A 15,407-nucleotide genomic window follows, 5' to 3' on the forward strand; every position below is an offset into this window, starting at 1 on the left:
AATCCGTCTGGAGGTGCCCGCTGGCGCCTCCAAAACAGCACAACATAATCAATCTTAGGTGTCAGTCGGTCGCACATCGAGCCTGGCCCGAGAATTCAGGCCTCGAAGCTCGTTATTCAGAGCATCCTTAGCGCCGACTGGTGAAGTTCCGTCCGCGCAGCGCTGTTATTGGACCAGGCCCATCAGCCTGAAGATTCGTCCGCTTCACAATTCGCGTTCTCCGGCAAACGGGAATGGGCTCGCTGTTCCTTCCCTCATGCTTCGCGGCATGTGGATGAATATGGTGGGGATCGAGGTGGGAAGTCGGGTGGTCGTATCGATCGAGCCGGGGAAGCTGGTTTTGACGCTGGCGGCGCCGGCTGACGGGGCTGCGTCGCGGTTTGTATCGCGGAGGATGGTGTTGCAGTCATTGGGGATCAGGCGACGCGCGGGTGAGGCAGTGGACGCGGCCTAGGGCGAGGCTTGCTCGAAAAGGGGTGTCGGTTTTCGCCGCCACCCCTACCGGGGAAGTGCATGCGCGCTCCGTTCGTGCGTCATGCGTTACCGGGCGGTGAGGCGCTATCGGCGATCGTTCGGGAACCGATCCTACCGTCCGGCGGTCTTTTTCGCCGGGTGCTTCTTGCCGCCGCCATCCTGTTTGTTGACCGTGGCCCAGGCGATGCGCTCGGCCGCGGCATCACTGCGGCCTTCGGCCTTTTCGCTTTGTTCGATGTGCGCGGCCTGGCGCTTCTGTTTGTCGGTGTAGCTGGATTTGTCTCCGCGGGGCATGGCGGTTTCTCCTTTACGCGAGTGTGCGCACCTTGGGTTCACGGGCCCATTGGCGGGTCGCCGCCGCAGCCACGAAGCCCTTGGCGTCTTCCGCTTCGACCACGCCGTTGTCCTTGCCCACGCGTGCGGTCTTGAGCAGCAGCTGGGCACCTTCGTCGGCGGCGATGGCCTTCAGGTGGGCCCACGCATCGGCGGCGAAATCGACCGCGGCCGATTCCTTGGACAGGCGCTTGGCGGCGTCGGTGCTGAGGACGATGGCGACCGCGTCGAAGACGACTGACGGGGTGCCGGCGAGCTGGCCGTCGGCGGGCTGCAGCTTGCCGTCGCTGAGCTTGCCGCCGCCGATTTTCGGCGCCACCAGCTTCACCGTGGCACCCGCCTTCTCGGCGGCCTTGCGCAGGCTGGCGATCAGGCCGGCGTCGGAGCCCTCATCGAACAGAATGCCCACGCAACGCCCCTTGAGCAGGTCCTTGGTGCGGCCGATCACGCGCACTTCCGGCGCCTTCGGCATGTCCTTGGCCGGCGTGGCGGTGGGGGCGGCATCGGGCAGGGCGGGGAGGGCCAGGCCATCGGCCACGCGCTTGGCCAGTGACTCGTCGATGTTGCGCAGGTGGCTCACGGTGCGCTCGCGCACGGCCGCGGTCTCGACCTTGGACAACTCGAACACCAGCGCGGAGGCAACATGCGCCTGCTCCGGCGCCTCCAGGCTGCGGAAGAACATGCGCGCCTGGCTGTAGTGGTCGGCGAAGCTGGCCGCGCGGACGCGCCCCTTGCGGCCATCGTCGGCCGGGGTGGCATGACTGGTGAAGCCGTCGGCGGATTCGCGCGGGCTGTCGCCCTGCAGCGAGCTGGGCTCGTAGGCCACGCGGCCCTTGGGGATGCCCATCTGCATGTGGCCGTCGCGCTGGTGGTTGGCGAACGGGCACTTCGGCGCATTGACCGGGATCTGGTGGAAGTTGGGTCCGCCCAGCCGGCTGAGCTGGGTGTCCAGGTAGGAGAACAACCGGCCCTGCAGCAGCGGGTCGTTGCTGAAGTCGATGCCCGGCGGCACGTTGGCCGGGCAGTAGGCGACCTGCTCGGTTTCGGCGAAGAAGTTGTCCGGCCAGCGGTCCAGCACCATCCGCCCGATCACGGTCAGCGGCACCAGCGATTCGGGAATGATCTTGGTCGGGTCCAGGTGGTCGAACGGGAAGCCGTCGGCCTCTTCTTCGGTGAACAGCTGTACCGCCAGCTCCCATTCGGGGAAGTCGCCTGCGGTGATCGCCTCGAACAGGTCACGGCGGTGGAAGTCGTTGTCCGCGCTCTGCAGCTTCACGGCCTCGTCCCATACCGTGGACTGCAGGCCCAGCTTCGGCCGCCAGTGGAATTTGACGAAGGTGGATTCGCCCGCGTCGTTGATCAGCCGGAAACTGTGGATGCCGAAGCCTTCGATCATCCGCAGCGAGCGCGGAATGGCACGGTCGCTCATGGCCCACATGATCATGTGCATCGATTCGGGCATCAGCGAGACAAAATCCCAGAACGTGTCATGCGCGCTGCCCGCCTGCGGGAATCCCCGGTCCGGTTCCATCTTCACCGCGTGGATGAGGTCGGGGAACTTGATCGCGTCCTGGATGAAGAACACCGGGATGTTGTTGCCCACCAGGTCCCAATTGCCTTCGCGGGTATAGAACTTCACCGCAAAGCCGCGCACGTCGCGCGGGGTGTCGACCGACCCGGCGCCGCCGGCCACGGTGGAGAAGCGGGTGAACACCGGCGTGCGCACGCCCACCTCGGTCAGCACGCGCGCGCGGCTGTACTCGTGCAGCGAACGGGTGAGTTCGAAGTAGCCATGGGCGGCGCTGCCGCGCGCGTGCACGATGCGCTCGGGAATGCGCTCATGATCGAAGTGGGTGATCTTCTCGCGCAGGATGAAGTCTTCCAGCAACGTCGGCCCGCGCGGGGTGTCGCGCAGCGAGTTCTGGTTGTCCGCCACCGGAATGCCCTGGTTGGTGGTGAGCGCGGGATGGCCGCCGCCGGCGCGCTGGTGCAGCTCGTCGCCCTCGCCACGGTGGTCGGCGGGCGGGGCGGGTTTGGTGCGGGGCTTGCTGGTGGCCATCAGGCGACTCCGGGCTGGCAGGGGGACTCAACGCCTCACACTGGCGGCCGGAGCGTTAATCGACGGTCGGAGAACCACGTCGCGCTTGCACCTGCGCTTCACATGCAGGGCCGGCGTGGGGTACATACGGTGCCGGACAGGTATCCTTACTGTCGTGTTCCCCATCCGCCCACGCCCGCATGCGCGTTGAACCCGCCGACATCGAAGCCCTGTTCGATGCGATTCCCGACGTGCTGTTCTTCATGAAGGACCGCGACGGGCGCTACACGCACATCAACCAGACCATGCTGCGCCGGCTGGGCCTGAAGTCGCGCAAGGAGGTCATCGGGCGCACCGCGGCGGAGATCTATCCAACCGGCCTGGGGGCCGACTACGCCACGCAGGACGCGCAGGTGCTGGCCGGCAAGGTCATCGAGAACCTGATGGAACTGCACCTGTTCGCCAACCGCGAGCCGGGCTGGTGCCTGACCTGCAAGCGCCCGCTGCTGGTGGAGGGGCAGATCCGGGGCCTGATCGGCATCTCCCGCGACCTGGGGCAGAAGGACAGCCTGGGCACGCAGTACGAACAGCTGCGCCTCGCGCTGGCCCACCTGAACGCGCATTACGCCGAGAATGTGCGCATGCAGACGCTGCTGGACATCACCGGGTTCTCGCTCTCCAAGCTGGAGCGTACGTTCCGCAAGGTGTTCCAGATGACCCCGCAGCAGGTGCTGACCCGCCTGCGCATCCAGATGGCGGTGCATCTGCTGCACGGCAGCGACACCATCGCCAGCATCGGCCAAGCCTGCGGCTTTACCGACCAGAGTGCGTTCACCCGCAAGTTCAAGGCCGAGGTCGGGGTGTCGCCGCGGGCCTACCGGGTGCAGATCGCCGAGCGCGCCGACGCCTGAGGTCAGCGCAGGCGGGCAAACCCCTATCCCGTCTGCGGGCCGGACAAGGTATGGTGTCGCACCTGTTGCCCGCCAATCGATTCCGATGCCCGCATCCCAGACTCCGGCCGCCGCTGCGGCACCCGCCAACACCCGCCTTGGGCACGCGCTCAAACCCCGCCAGCTGATCATGATGGGCCTCGGCAGCGCCATTGGCGCGGGCCTGTTCCTCGGCTCCGGCGTGGGCGTGCAGGCCGCCGGTCCGGCGGTGCTGTTGTCCTACCTGGTTGCCGGGGCGCTGGTGATCATCGTGATGAATGCGCTGGGCGAAATGGCCGCGGCCAAGCCGACCAGCGGCGCGTTTTCGGTGTACGCGGCCGACGCCATGGGCGCCACCGCCGGCGCCACCGTGGGGTGGCTGTGGTGGGTGCAGCTGGTGATCGTGATCGCCGCCGAAGCGGTGGGCGCGGCCGGGCTGCTGGCCACCGTGTGGCCGGTGATTCCGGTGCCGATGGCGGCGCTGGCCTTCATGCTGTTCTTCACCGCGATCAACCTGCTGGGCGTGAAGAACTTCGGCGAATTCGAGTTCTGGTTCGCCATCCTCAAGGTGGCCGCCATCATCGGCTTCATCCTGATCGGCGTGGCGCTGCTGATGGGGTGGCTGCCGAACGTGGCCTCGCCTGGCTTGAGCAACTTCACCGAGCACGGCGGCTTTGCGCCCAAGGGCCTGGCCGGGATCGGCGCGGCGCTGCTGGTGGTGATCTTCGCCTTCGGTGGCACCGAGATCGTGGCGGTTGCGGCGGCCGAGACCGAAGACCCGGAGCGCAGCATCGCCCGCGCCATTCGCACGGTGGCATGGCGCATCCTGGTGTTCTACATCGGCTCGCTGAGCGTGATCATCGCGGTGGTGCCGTGGAACAGCGCCTCGCTGAGCTCGCCGTTCGCGGCAGTGCTGCAGGTGGCCCAGATTCCGGGGGCGGCCACGGCCATCACCCTGATCGCGGTGATCGCGCTCTTGTCGGCGCTCAATGCCAACCTGTATGGCGCCTCGCGCATGATGTATTCGCTGGCGCGCCGCCGCGAAGCGCCGGCGGTGCTGGGCTGGACCGATCCGCGCCACGTGCCGATCATCGCCGTGCTGGCCAGCGTGCTGTTCGGCTTCGCCGCCACGGTGATGGAGCTGGTGTTCCCGGACAAGGTGCTGCCGGTGCTGCTGAACATCGTGGGCTCCACCTGCCTGCTGGTGTGGACGATCTCCCTGCTGTCGCAGCTGATCCTGCGCCATCGTGCCAACCGCGACGGCACGCGCCTGCCGTTCCGCATGGCCGGCTACCCGTACCTCACCGTGCTGGGCTTGGCCGTGCTGGCGCTGATCTTCGGCCTGTTGCTGTCCGAGGCGCACACCCGCATCCAGTTCCTGTCCATGGCGTTGCTGACCGCGATCATTGCGATCACCAGTGAAATCGCGCGGCGCGTACGCCGCAACCGCCACCACGATTGACCCTGCAAAAGATTGACCCCACAAAAAACGGCCCGCTTGCGCGGGCCGTTTTCGTTTCATCAGGGCGGCAGGATCAGACCTCCACGCCCTCGTCTTCCTTGTATGCATCCACCGGGATGCAGGCGCACATCACGTTCTTGTCGCCGTACACGTTGTCCACGCGTGCCACCGGCGGCCAGTACTTCTGCTGGCGCAGGCTGGCCAGCGGGAAGGCCGCCAGTTCACGCGGGTAGGCGTGCGACCACTCGCTGGCCGACACCGCCGTGGCGGTATGCGGGGCGTGCTTGAGCGGGTTGTCCTCGCGGTCCAGGCGGCCGTCTTCGATGGCAGCGATTTCCTCGCGGATCTGGATCATCGCGTTGATGAAGCGGTCCAGCTCATGCAGCGATTCGCTCTCGGTCGGTTCCACCATCAGCGTGCCGGCGACCGGGAAGCTCAGGGTCGGGGCATGGAAGCCGAAGTCGATCAGGCGCTTGGCCACGTCTTCCGCACCAATGCCGGAGGTCTTCTCCAGCGGGCGCACGTCCAGGATGCACTCGTGCGCCACCAGCCCGTTACGGCCGGTATAGAGCGTCTTGAAGTGCGGGGCCAGCCGCTTGGCGATGTAGTTGGCGTTGAGCAGGGCCACCTGGGTGGCCTTGCGCAGGCCGGCAGTGCCCATCAGGGTGATGTACATCCAGCTGATCGGCAGGATGGACGCGCTGCCGAAGCTGGCCGCGCTCACCATGCCCACGTCGCCTTCGCCGCCCAGTACCTTGGGCAGGAACGGGGCCAGGTGCGACTTGACCGCACACGGGCCCACGCCCGGGCCACCGCCGCCGTGCGGAATGCAGAAGGTCTTGTGCAGGTTCAGGTGCGACACGTCCGAGCCCCACTTGCCGGGCTTGGCCACGCCGACCAGGGCGTTCATGTTGGCGCCGTCGGTGTACACCTGGCCGCCGTGCTTGTGGATGATCTCGCAGATTTCGACCACTTCTTCCTCGAACACGCCATGCGTGGAGGGGTAGGTGATCATCAGCGCGGCCAGGCGGTCGCCGTACTTCTCGGCGTTGACGCGGATGTCTTCCACGTCGACGTTGCCGTTGGCGTCGGTCTTGGTCACCACCACCTTCATGCCGCACATCTGCGCCGAGGCCGGGTTGGTGCCGTGCGCCGAATCCGGAATCAGGCAGACGTCGCGATGGCCTTCGCCGCGCGAGCGGTGGTAGGCGCGGATCGCCAGCAGGCCGGCGTATTCGCCCTGCGCGCCGGAGTTCGGCTGCAGGCTCACCGCGTCATAGCCGGTGCACTCGACCAGCATCGCTTCCAAGCCGTCGATCAGTTCCTTGTAGCCGGTGGCCTGGTCGGCCGGGGCCAGCGGGTGGATGTTGGCGAACTCCGGCCAGGTCACCGGGATCATCTCGGCGGTGGCGTTGAGCTTCATGGTGCAGCTGCCCAGCGGGATCATGGTGCGATCCATCGCCAGGTCCTTGTCGGCCAGCGAGCGCAGGTAACGCAGCAGCTCGTGTTCGCTGTGGTGGGTGTTGAACACCGGGTGGGTCAGGAACGCGCTGGTGCGCACCAGGCCGGCCGGCAGGGCGTCGGCGGTGGCCGCGTCGAGCGCTTCCACGTCCACGCTCACGCCGAACAGCTGGCCCAGCGCGACGATGTCGGCGCGGGTGGCGGTTTCGTCCAGGCTGATGCCCACCGCTTCGCTGTCGATCGCGCGCAGGTTGATGCGTGCGGCGGCGGCCTTGGCGTGGATCGCCTTGGCGTCGATGTCCTTGACGTGCAGCGTGTCGAAGAAGTGCTCGCCAACGTTGACGCCGGCGCCACGCAGCGCGGCGGCCAGGATGGCGGCCAGGCGATGGGTGCGGCGCGCGATGCGGGTCAGGCCGTCCGGGCCGTGGTACACGGCGTACATCGAGGCCATCACCGCCAGCAGCACCTGTGCGGTGCAGATGTTGGAGGTCGCCTTCTCGCGGCGGATGTGCTGTTCGCGGGTCTGCAGGGTCAGGCGGTAGGCGGCATTGCCCTGCGCGTCGACCGACACGCCGATCAGGCGGCCCGGCATGGAACGCTTGTAGGCGTCACGGCAGGCCATGAACGCGGCGTGCGGGCCACCGAAACCGAACGGCACGCCGAAGCGCTGCGAGTTGCCCACCACGATGTCCGCGCCCCATTCGCCGGGGGCGGCGATCAGGGTCAGTGCGAGCAGGTCGGTGGCCACGGCCACCAGGCCGCCGCGCGCGTGCACCGCGTCGGCCAGCGCCTTGTAGTCGCCCACGTGGCCGAAGGTGTCCGGGTACTGCAGCAGCACGCCGTAGGCTTCGGCTTCCATCGCCTCGGCCGGGGTGCCCACGCGCAGCACGATGCCCATCGGCTCGGCGCGGGTGCGCAGCAGTTCCAGCGTCTGCGGGTGCACGGCGTCGTGCACGAAGAAGGTGTCGGACTTGCTCTTGGCCGAACGCTTGGCCAGGGTCATCGCCTCGGCGGCGGCGGTGGCTTCGTCCAGCAGCGAGGCGTTGGCGATCTCCATGCCGGTGAGGTCGGCGCACAGGGTCTGGAAGTTGATCAGCGCTTCCATGCGGCCCTGCGAGATCTCGGCCTGGTAGGGCGTGTACGCCGTGTACCACGCCGGGTTTTCCAGCACGTTGCGCAGGATGACGTTCGGGGTGAGGGTGCCGTAGTAGCCTTGGCCGATGAAGGTGCGGAACACCTGGTTCTTGTCGGCGATCGCGCGGATCTTGGCCAGCGCTTCCACTTCGGTCAGCGACTCGGGCAGCGCCAGCGGTGCCGGCGACTTGATCCCGGCCGGCACGATCGCGTCGGTCAGCGCGTCGAGCGAGGTGTGGCCCACCACGTCGAGCATCTGCGCGATTTCGGCGTCGTTGGGGCCGATGTGGCGTTCGACGAACGCGTGGCTGTGTTCAAGCTCGCGCAGGGAAGGGGTGTTCTTTGACATGGCTGGCATCTCGGAGAGTGGGCACGCACGGTCAGAAGACCTTGCGGCCTTCCTGGGTGCCCCTCTGTCCTTTTGCCTGAGAGTTTAAAAGCGCGCATCTGCGTGCTTCGTGCCCCTTCGGCGCCGGCAGTGGCCGGTCTCTCCAGAGTTTTGATGCGGGTGGTATCGGGCCTGAGCGATTACGGGCGTTGCGCCTTCGGCAGCGGGGGTCAAAACAACTCTCCGCTTCTCCCACCATGTAGCCCGGCGATTATAGCCCAGCAGCCCGGCCGCCAGCGGCCGTCCGGCACATGAACAGGGGGCGTCGACCGGCGCGTCACCGGCCGCCGGGCATGGTGCCAGGCAGGCGGACGGCCTATCATGGCCGGATCCTCGTATTCATCAGGTGCCACCCGTTCCGGGCCGGCGCCTTCCATGCGTTCGCGCATGGCCGTTGACGGAAGACCCGATGACGCCCGCCTCACCCTCGACCCGCCGCCTGGCCCTGTTGCTTGCCGGGCTGGCCATGTTCGGTCCGTTCTCGATCGACACCATTTTCCCGGCCTTCCTGCTGCTGGGCGAACGCATGCAGGTGGACCAGGTCGCCGTGCAGCAGACCGTCAGCGTCTACCTGCTGTTCTATGGCCTGATGAGCCTGGCGCATGGCCCGCTGTCGGATGCGTTCGGGCGCCGCCGGGTGATCCTCGGCGGGCTGGTGCTGTTCATCGCCGCCTCCATCGGCTGCGCGCTGTCGCGCGACCTGACCACGCTGCTGGTGTTCCGCGCGCTGCAGGGCGTGACCGCCGGCGTGGGCGTGATCGTAGGCCGCGCGGTGATCCGCGACCTGTACCACGGCGCCGACGCGCAGCGGCTGATGAGCCAGGTCTCGATGATCTTCGGCATCGCCCCGGCGATCGCGCCGATCATCGGCGGCTGGATCCTGCTCGGCGGCGGCGATTGGCCGCTGATCTTCTGGTTCCTGGTGGTGTTTGCGCTGGTGTTGCTGGTCGCCACCGGCAAGTGGCTGCCCGAGACCCACCCGGTGGAGGCGCGCACGCCGCTGTCGGCCGGCGCGCTGCTGCGCAGCTATGTGCAGATGGGCACCAACCCGCGGCTGCTGCGGCTGGCGGCGGCCGGCGCGTTCAATTTCTCCGGCATTTTCCTGTACATCGCCTCGGCCCCGGTGTTCGTGATGCAGCACCTGCGGCTGGGCGAGGGCGGTTTTGCCTGGTTGTTCATTCCCACCATCGGCGGCATGACGGTGGGTTCGTTCCTGTCCGGGCGCATGGCCGGGCGGATCACGGCGCAGCGGCAGGTGGGCATCGGCTTCGCGCTGTGCGCGGCATCGGCGCTGGTCAATCTTGCCTACGTGCTGGCGGTAGGGCATATCGCGCTGCCGTGGGCAGTGCTGCCGATCTTCATCGGCGGCGTGGGCATGGCGCTGATCTTCCCGATCCTCGCCCTGGCGGTGCTGGACATGTACCCGCACCAGCGCGGGCTGGCGTCGTCCATGCAGATGTTCATCCAGTTGATGATCAACACCGTAGTGGCCGGCGTGGTCTCGCCCCTGCTCAGCGCCCAGCCGCTGCATCTGGCGCTGGGCTACGCTGGTTTCTTCGCGATCGGTGCCAGTTTCTGGTTCTGGGAGCGGCGCTGCGAGCGCCGCCGCGAGGCGCTGGCAACCGCGGCCTGAACCCCGTGCACCCGGGGCCGGCCATGGCTGGCCGGGCCCGGTGCGTTATCCTTTTCCCTTTGATGCAGTCCGGAAGTCCCCCCGATGTCGACCACCTCCAAACTGCGCCGTGACCTGCGCAAGCGCCGCGAAGCCGAAGCCGCCAACCGCGAAAAAGCCCATGCCTCGCCGGTGGAACCGCATGCCGAACTGCGCGATCAGCAGCGCACGCTGCTGGCCGGCGTGGTCCGCCGCGATGGCGAATGGGTGCTGGGCATGGACGGCCGCATCGCAGGCCAGACCACCAGCGCCGCACGCGTGCTGGCCCTGATCATGCAGGCCGCCGAGCTGCAGGAACGTCAGGGCACGCCGGTGCGCCTGGTGTATTCGGACGCGCTGAAAGACGCCGCGCATGCCGAAGCGAAGGCCGAGGGCAAGGATTTCGAGCAGTTCAAGGCGGAACTGGCGGCGTCCCTGAAACCGAAATCGTAACGGGCACGACGCGCGCATCGTCGGGCAAAAAAAACCGGCCCGAAGGCCGGTTTTTTCGTTTACGGCGCCTTGGGCGCCGCCGCCGTTGCCGTCGGCGCCTGCCAGCCGCACATCTGGCCCTGGTTCTGCTGCTTGAGCCATTCGTTGACCGGGGTGAAGTACTCGATCATCGGGCCGGCATCGAGCTTGTCGCCGCCGGTGATTTCCTTCAGCGTGGCCTGCCACGGCTGGCTGGCACCCTTGCTCAGCATCGCCCAGAACTTCTGGCCGGCTTCCTTGTTGCCGTAGAAGCTGCACTGGTGCAGCGGGCCCTTGTAGCCGGCCGCGTCGCACAGGCCCTTGTAGAACTGGAACTGCAGGATGCGCGCCAGGAAGTAGCGCGTGTACGGGGTGTTGCCCGGCACGTGGTACTTCGCGCCCGGATCGAAGAACTCCTCGCCGCGCGCCGAGGCCGGCGCCACGCCCTGGTACTTCGCCTTCAGGTCCCACCACGCCTTGTTGTACTGGTCCGGGGTGATCGAACCGTCGAACACGCCCCAGCGCCAGCGGTCGATCATCAGCCCGAACGGCAGGAACGACACGCCGCTCAGCGCCATGCGCATCTGCGCGTTGATGGTGGCCTCGCGGCTTTCCTGCGGCTTGTCCACCAGGCCGATCGAGTTGAGGTACTGCGGGGTCATCGCCAGCACGATGGTGTCGCCGATCGCCTCGTGGAAGCCATCGTTGGCACCGCCCTGGAACAGCGGCGGCAGCGGGTTGTAGGCCAGGTCGTAATAGATGTGGCCGAGCTCGTGATAGATGGTGGTGAAGTTTTCTTCGGTCGGCTTGATGCACATCTTGGTGCGCACATCGCCCTCCATGTTCATGTCCCACGCGCTGGCGTGGCAGACCACGTCACGGTCCAGCGGCTTGATGAACTGGGTCTTGTCCCAGTACGACTTCGGCAGCGCCGGCATGCCCAGCGAGACGTAGAAATCCTGCGCGCGTTCGGTCATCTGCTTGGCGGTGCGCAGCTCGGCCTCACGCTGCGCCTTGAACTGCGCTTCCACGTTGGCGTTGTTGCCGCCGGCCTTGGCCAGCGCGCCGCTCAGGTTGGTCTGGTACTGCTTTTCCAGCGCGGCGGTGATGTCCAGGCTGCCGGCGCCGGGGTAGGGCTCCAGCTGGTCCCACAGGTTGGACCAGTCCTGCTGCCACATGTTGCCCAGCAGGTGCGCGGCGATCAGGCCGCCTTCGGTCTCGGCCTTGTCCTTGCCGTAGGTGGCGTCCAGCTTGGTACGGGCGTAGCAGTGCAGCTGCTCGTACATCGGCTTGACCTGTTCCCACAGGCGGTCGGTTTCCGGGCCAATCTGCTCGGCCGGCATGTCGTAGCCGCTGCGCCACATCTGGCCGGCGTCGGCGAAGCCCATTTCCTTGGCGCCTTCGTTGACCAGGCCCACGAAGCGCTGGTAATCGGCGCGCATCGGCTTGGTGGTGCCGTGCCAGCCCTGCCACGCGTCCAGCTGCTTGTCGTAGTCGCGGCTGCGCGCGAGCACCTGCTCCAGGTCGCCCAGCTGGCGGCAGCTGGCCGGGTTGGCCTCGTCGGTGCAGTACTTGCCCGAGCCGTAGGCGCCTTCCATACGGCTGGCGATGCGGGTCAGCTCGCTGAGCTTGGCCGGGTCGCGGGGTGCCGGCATGGCCGTCATCAGCTTGAGCAGGTGGATCTGGCGCTTGGTGTCTTCGCTCATCGGCTGGCCGTCGTACTTGCCGGCCTGGGCGATCCAGCCATTGAGGATGGTCAGCCAGCGCTCGTTGGCCTTGGCCGCCACCCGCTCGGAATCGTCATTGATGTAGGTCGAGGACAGCCACTGGGCCGAGGTCATTTCCGGGTACAGGGCCTTGTACTCGGCGTTGACGCGGGCGATGAACTGGTCCGCGGTTTCGGTCGGCGCGGCGGTGCCTGCGGCCGGCGCGGCGGCCGGGGACGGTTCCTTCTGGCAGGCCGCCAGCGTCAGTGCGGCAGCACCGACAGCCAGGGCCAGCAGGAGCGGGCGGTGGTTCACGGGGACATCCTTGGGTGGTGACAGACCCGGCGAAGGCTAGAGGGGCCGCCGCCGCACCGCAAGAGCCACAGGTCCCGTCAGCGTGCGCAGCCGGCGAACAGGTCGCGGTCGCGCTCGTACAGCTCTGTCTTCACCTGCATCAGCCCCAATACCGACGGGAACAGGTTGTCATGGTCGGTGTACTGCGTGGCGCGGCGGCGCACGCAGGCCAGGTCCAGGCCGCGGCTGGCGGCGAAGCCGGGCGAGAACCACATGGTCATCGGCACCCGGGTCTGTTCCTGGGGTGCGATGGCGTAGGGCACGCCGTGCAGGTACAGGCCCTTCTCGCCCAGCGATTCGCCGTGGTCGGAGAGGTAGATCATCGCGGTGTCGTAGTCCTGCATGCCCTGCAGCGTGCCGATGGTGCGGGCCAGCAGCTGGTCGGTGTACAGCAGCGCGTTGTCGTAGGCGTTGGTGATCTGTTCGCGGCTGCAGTTGCCCAGGTCCGGCGTGTCGCAGGTCGGGGTGAAGTGGCGGAAGCGGTCGGGGTAGCGCTGGAAATAGCTGGGCCCATGGTTGCCCAGCTGGTGCAGCACCACCACGCGGTCGCCGGGCCGTGCGCGCACCTGTGCGGCGAGGTCATCGATCAGGATCTCGTCCATGCAGCGGCCGTTGGCACACAGCTCGGGGTGCTTCGCATCGTCCAGCGCCTGCATCGGCAGCCCTTCGCAGACGCCCTTGCAGCCGGACTGATTGTCGCGCCACAGCGTGCCGATGCCGGCGTGGTCCAGCACATGCAGCAGCGACTGGTGCGCGCGGATCTTCTTCTCGTCGTAGTCGTGGCGGCCATAGGGCGAGAACAGGCACGGCAGCGATACTTCGGTGCTGGTGCCGCAGGAATGCATGTCGGGGAAGTTGATCGCGTTGGTCTGCGCAAGCTGCGGCGTGGTCTGCCGCGCGTAGCCGTTCAAGCCCCAGTTCTGCGCGCGCGCGGTTTCACCCATCACGATCACCAGCAGCCGCGGCTTGCTGTCGGCGGCGCGCGGGGTGGCTTTGGCATCCAGTCCGATCGGCAGCTTGGGCGCGCGCTGGATGGGGTTGTCGCCGCGCAGCGCCTTGGGCAGGCCGAGCAGGTAGTTGCCCGGGGTAGCCAGGTAACGCACTTCGCGCTGGTTGCGCATCAACGCCGACATTTCCTGGAACGACAGCATCGAGCCGCCCAGCGCGACGCCGGCCGACAGCAGCAGGAAGCCTGCACGCCACAGCAGGGCCTTGCCCCAGCTGCGGCGCACCAGCTGCACGCGCCACAGCACCGCCATCGGCAGCAGGGCCAGCAGCACCAGCGGTGCGATCAGGCCCGGGGTGATCAGTTCGCGGCTTTCCTTGTGGTCGGTCGCCAGCACGTTGCGCAGCATGTCCGCATCCAGGTAGATGTGGTAACTGCTCATGTAATGCGCGGCCATCGCCGTGCCCAGCAGCAGCACGCCGATCATCACCTTGGCATTCCAGCGCCACACCAGCAGGCCCATCAACAGGCTGTGCGCACCGACCAGCAACAGCAGCAGCGACAGCGCGAAGCGCACGCTGCCCGGGTGCGTAGCCATCGCGCTGTGCCAGAACAGGCCATTGCAGGCCAGCGCGAAGAACACGCTGGTGAGGGCAATCAGGGTTTCGGTGGACCAGCTCGGGCGCCACTGGCGCAGGGTGGTCAGCGAGGCGAGGCGGGGCGCGCGTGAGGCAACGGCATTCATGCGCGGGCTCCCTGCATCAGGGCGGCGCTGCGTTGGGGGTGGGTGCGGACGCGCTGCACCGCCACGAACAGCAGCAGCGACACCGTCCAGCAGGTCGCCAGGGTCCACAGGTCATGCGACAGGAAGTGGGCGCCGCGCAACTGCTGCGACAGCCCGAACACGCCGCCGGCCAGCAGGCCGACCGCCAGCCCGCCCCAGCGCCAGGCCGGGCGCACCATCAGCGCGAAGAAGTACAGGCTGACCCAGGCGAACCCGGCGCTGGAATGACCGGCCGGGAAGCACACGCCGGTGGGCATGCCGTGCGGCCGCGCCGCGAGCAGGCCGACGAATTCGCGCGTGCCGCCGTAGCGGGTCAGGTCCCACGGGCAGTCCATGTGGGTGACCGACTTGAGCAGCGACACCAGGCCGGTGCCCAGCGCCACGGCCAGCACCAGGTACAGCAGCGGCCAGCGCCAGGCGGCCGCGCGCTCGCTGCGCCAGGCATGGAAGCACAGCACGATGGCCAGCAGCGCGCCGAAGGTGCTGGCCCACTTGCCACCCTTGTGGATCAGGTGGCTGGTGAGCCACGCGTTCTGCAGCGCCCAGTGATGGCCTTCGAGCCGGTAGAACTGGTCGGCCAGCCACTGGTCGCCGCCCCATCCCATGAGCACGCCGCTGGCCGCCAGCACGGCCAGCAGCGGCAGCCACAGATGGCCGCGCAGGAAGCGCGGCGCGGCGGACGGCAGTGCTGCGGTCAGCACCAGGGGAACGGCGGGCGTTGAAGACATGGGCAGGCGGGTCGGTGATTGGAACCGCCGCCATGGTCGTCAGGGTGTTGTCGGAGTCCGGTCGGAGTGGCGTTCGTGGCCGGTTAAATGCGCGCCACATACGACATTCGTTCAGTCTTGGTCGTCCTCGCTCGTACCTGCGGGCAGGTGTGCGCTGCAGTCGCGGCGCCACGCGGTGCCCGGTACCAGCAACCATTTGTTGCGGTTGCTGCTGCCGATGTCGATGCCCTGCTGGCGGTCGATGCAGGGGCTCACGGCCTGCTCCAGCACCAGCAGCCAGCGGTGCTCGGGCGACTGCGCCAGCCACGGTCCGGCGTCCTGCCACTGCTCGTCCCACGGGCGCTTGAAGCCGAATTCGGTCACGGGGCGGTCGGCCTGCAGCAGGTTCTGCTCACGCCAGGCCAGCATGCCCAGTTCCGCCTCCGGCCCAATGCGCTGGCCCACCCGCTGCATCAGCGCGGACGCCGAGCTGTACGGGTCCAGCGCGGGCATGAGGCCCAGGCCGTACAGGTTCCAGAGCAGGAACGAGGTCAGCAGCACCAGCAGCC

General features: G+C 67.6%; 10 protein-coding genes, 2 pseudogenes and 1 riboswitch. Of the genes and pseudogenes, 5 read left to right on the forward strand and 7 right to left on the reverse strand.

Annotation, left to right across the window (positions count from 1 at the left end; all coding sequences use genetic code 11):
* Positions 1 to 58 precede the first annotated feature (58 nt).
* Complete coding sequence (locus ACREPD_RS18875) at positions 59 to 454, forward strand: SymE family type I addiction module toxin (protein WP_431600738.1); 396 nt, start codon at positions 59 to 61, stop codon at positions 452 to 454.
* 161 nt (positions 455 to 615) lie between these two features.
* Here ACREPD_RS18875 and ACREPD_RS18880 read toward each other — a convergent pair.
* Both ACREPD_RS18880 and ACREPD_RS18885 read right to left on the reverse strand, forming a co-directional pair.
* Positions 616 to 768: pseudogene (locus ACREPD_RS18880) on the reverse strand (HupB); the annotation flags it as partial.
* Between the two features lie 13 nt (positions 769 to 781).
* Positions 782 to 2,866 carry a catalase gene (locus ACREPD_RS18885; protein ID WP_431600739.1) on the reverse strand — a complete coding sequence of 695 codons (2,085 nt, stop codon included), beginning with the start codon at positions 2,864 to 2,866 and terminating at the stop codon, positions 782 to 784.
* 179 nt (positions 2,867 to 3,045) lie between these two features.
* On the opposite strand from ACREPD_RS18885, the gene ACREPD_RS18890 reads away from it, so the two are divergent.
* Both ACREPD_RS18890 and ACREPD_RS18895 read left to right on the forward strand, forming a co-directional pair.
* A complete protein-coding gene (locus ACREPD_RS18890; RefSeq protein ID WP_431600740.1) occupies positions 3,046 to 3,756 on the forward strand; it encodes a PAS domain-containing protein in 711 nt (236 codons plus the stop codon).
* Positions 3,757 to 3,841: 85 nt separating this feature from the next.
* The gene (locus tag ACREPD_RS18895; RefSeq protein ID WP_431600741.1) at positions 3,842 to 5,236 is read left to right on the forward strand and encodes an amino acid permease; all 1,395 of its coding nucleotides are present in this window, start codon (positions 3,842 to 3,844) and stop codon (positions 5,234 to 5,236) included.
* 73 nt (positions 5,237 to 5,309) lie between these two features.
* Here ACREPD_RS18895 and gcvP read toward each other — a convergent pair whose 3' ends face one another.
* Positions 5,310 to 8,189 carry an aminomethyl-transferring glycine dehydrogenase gene (gcvP, locus tag ACREPD_RS18900; protein WP_431600742.1) on the reverse strand — a complete coding sequence of 960 codons (2,880 nt, stop codon included), beginning with the start codon at positions 8,187 to 8,189 and terminating at the stop codon, positions 5,310 to 5,312.
* 45 nt (positions 8,190 to 8,234) lie between these two features.
* Positions 8,235 to 8,336, reverse strand: a riboswitch (glycine riboswitch).
* Positions 8,337 to 8,628: 292 nt separating this feature from the next.
* Between gcvP and ACREPD_RS18905 the strand changes: the two genes are divergently transcribed.
* A complete protein-coding gene (locus ACREPD_RS18905; RefSeq protein ID WP_431600743.1) occupies positions 8,629 to 9,852 on the forward strand; it encodes a multidrug effflux MFS transporter in 1,224 nt (407 codons plus the stop codon).
* 84 nt (positions 9,853 to 9,936) lie between these two features.
* Positions 9,937 to 10,323, forward strand: coding sequence for a hypothetical protein (locus ACREPD_RS18910; RefSeq protein ID WP_421569420.1), 387 nt, complete (start codon positions 9,937 to 9,939; stop codon positions 10,321 to 10,323).
* A gap of 59 nt (positions 10,324 to 10,382) precedes the next feature.
* Here ACREPD_RS18910 and ACREPD_RS18915 read toward each other — a convergent pair whose 3' ends face one another.
* The 4 genes and pseudogenes from ACREPD_RS18915 to ACREPD_RS18930 all read right to left on the reverse strand — a co-directional run.
* Positions 10,383 to 12,362 (reverse strand): M2 family metallopeptidase, encoded by a 1,980-nt coding sequence (locus ACREPD_RS18915; protein WP_431600744.1) that lies wholly within the window; start codon positions 12,360 to 12,362, stop codon positions 10,383 to 10,385.
* A 77-nt stretch (positions 12,363 to 12,439) separates the two neighbouring features.
* The gene (locus ACREPD_RS18920) at positions 12,440 to 14,092 is read right to left on the reverse strand and encodes a phosphoethanolamine transferase (RefSeq protein WP_431600745.1); all 1,653 of its coding nucleotides are present in this window, start codon (positions 14,090 to 14,092) and stop codon (positions 12,440 to 12,442) included.
* The gene (locus ACREPD_RS18925) at positions 14,089 to 14,859 is read right to left on the reverse strand and encodes a phosphatase PAP2 family protein (protein ID WP_431600746.1); all 771 of its coding nucleotides are present in this window, start codon (positions 14,857 to 14,859) and stop codon (positions 14,089 to 14,091) included. The genes ACREPD_RS18920 and ACREPD_RS18925 overlap by 4 nt, the downstream gene beginning before the upstream one ends.
* 111 nt (positions 14,860 to 14,970) lie before the next feature.
* Positions 14,971 to 15,407, reverse strand: a pseudogene (locus ACREPD_RS18930) (hypothetical protein); the annotation flags it as partial.

It is taken from the genome of Stenotrophomonas sp., from assembly GCF_050737075.1.
Lineage (GTDB): Bacteria > Pseudomonadota > Gammaproteobacteria > Xanthomonadales > Xanthomonadaceae > Stenotrophomonas.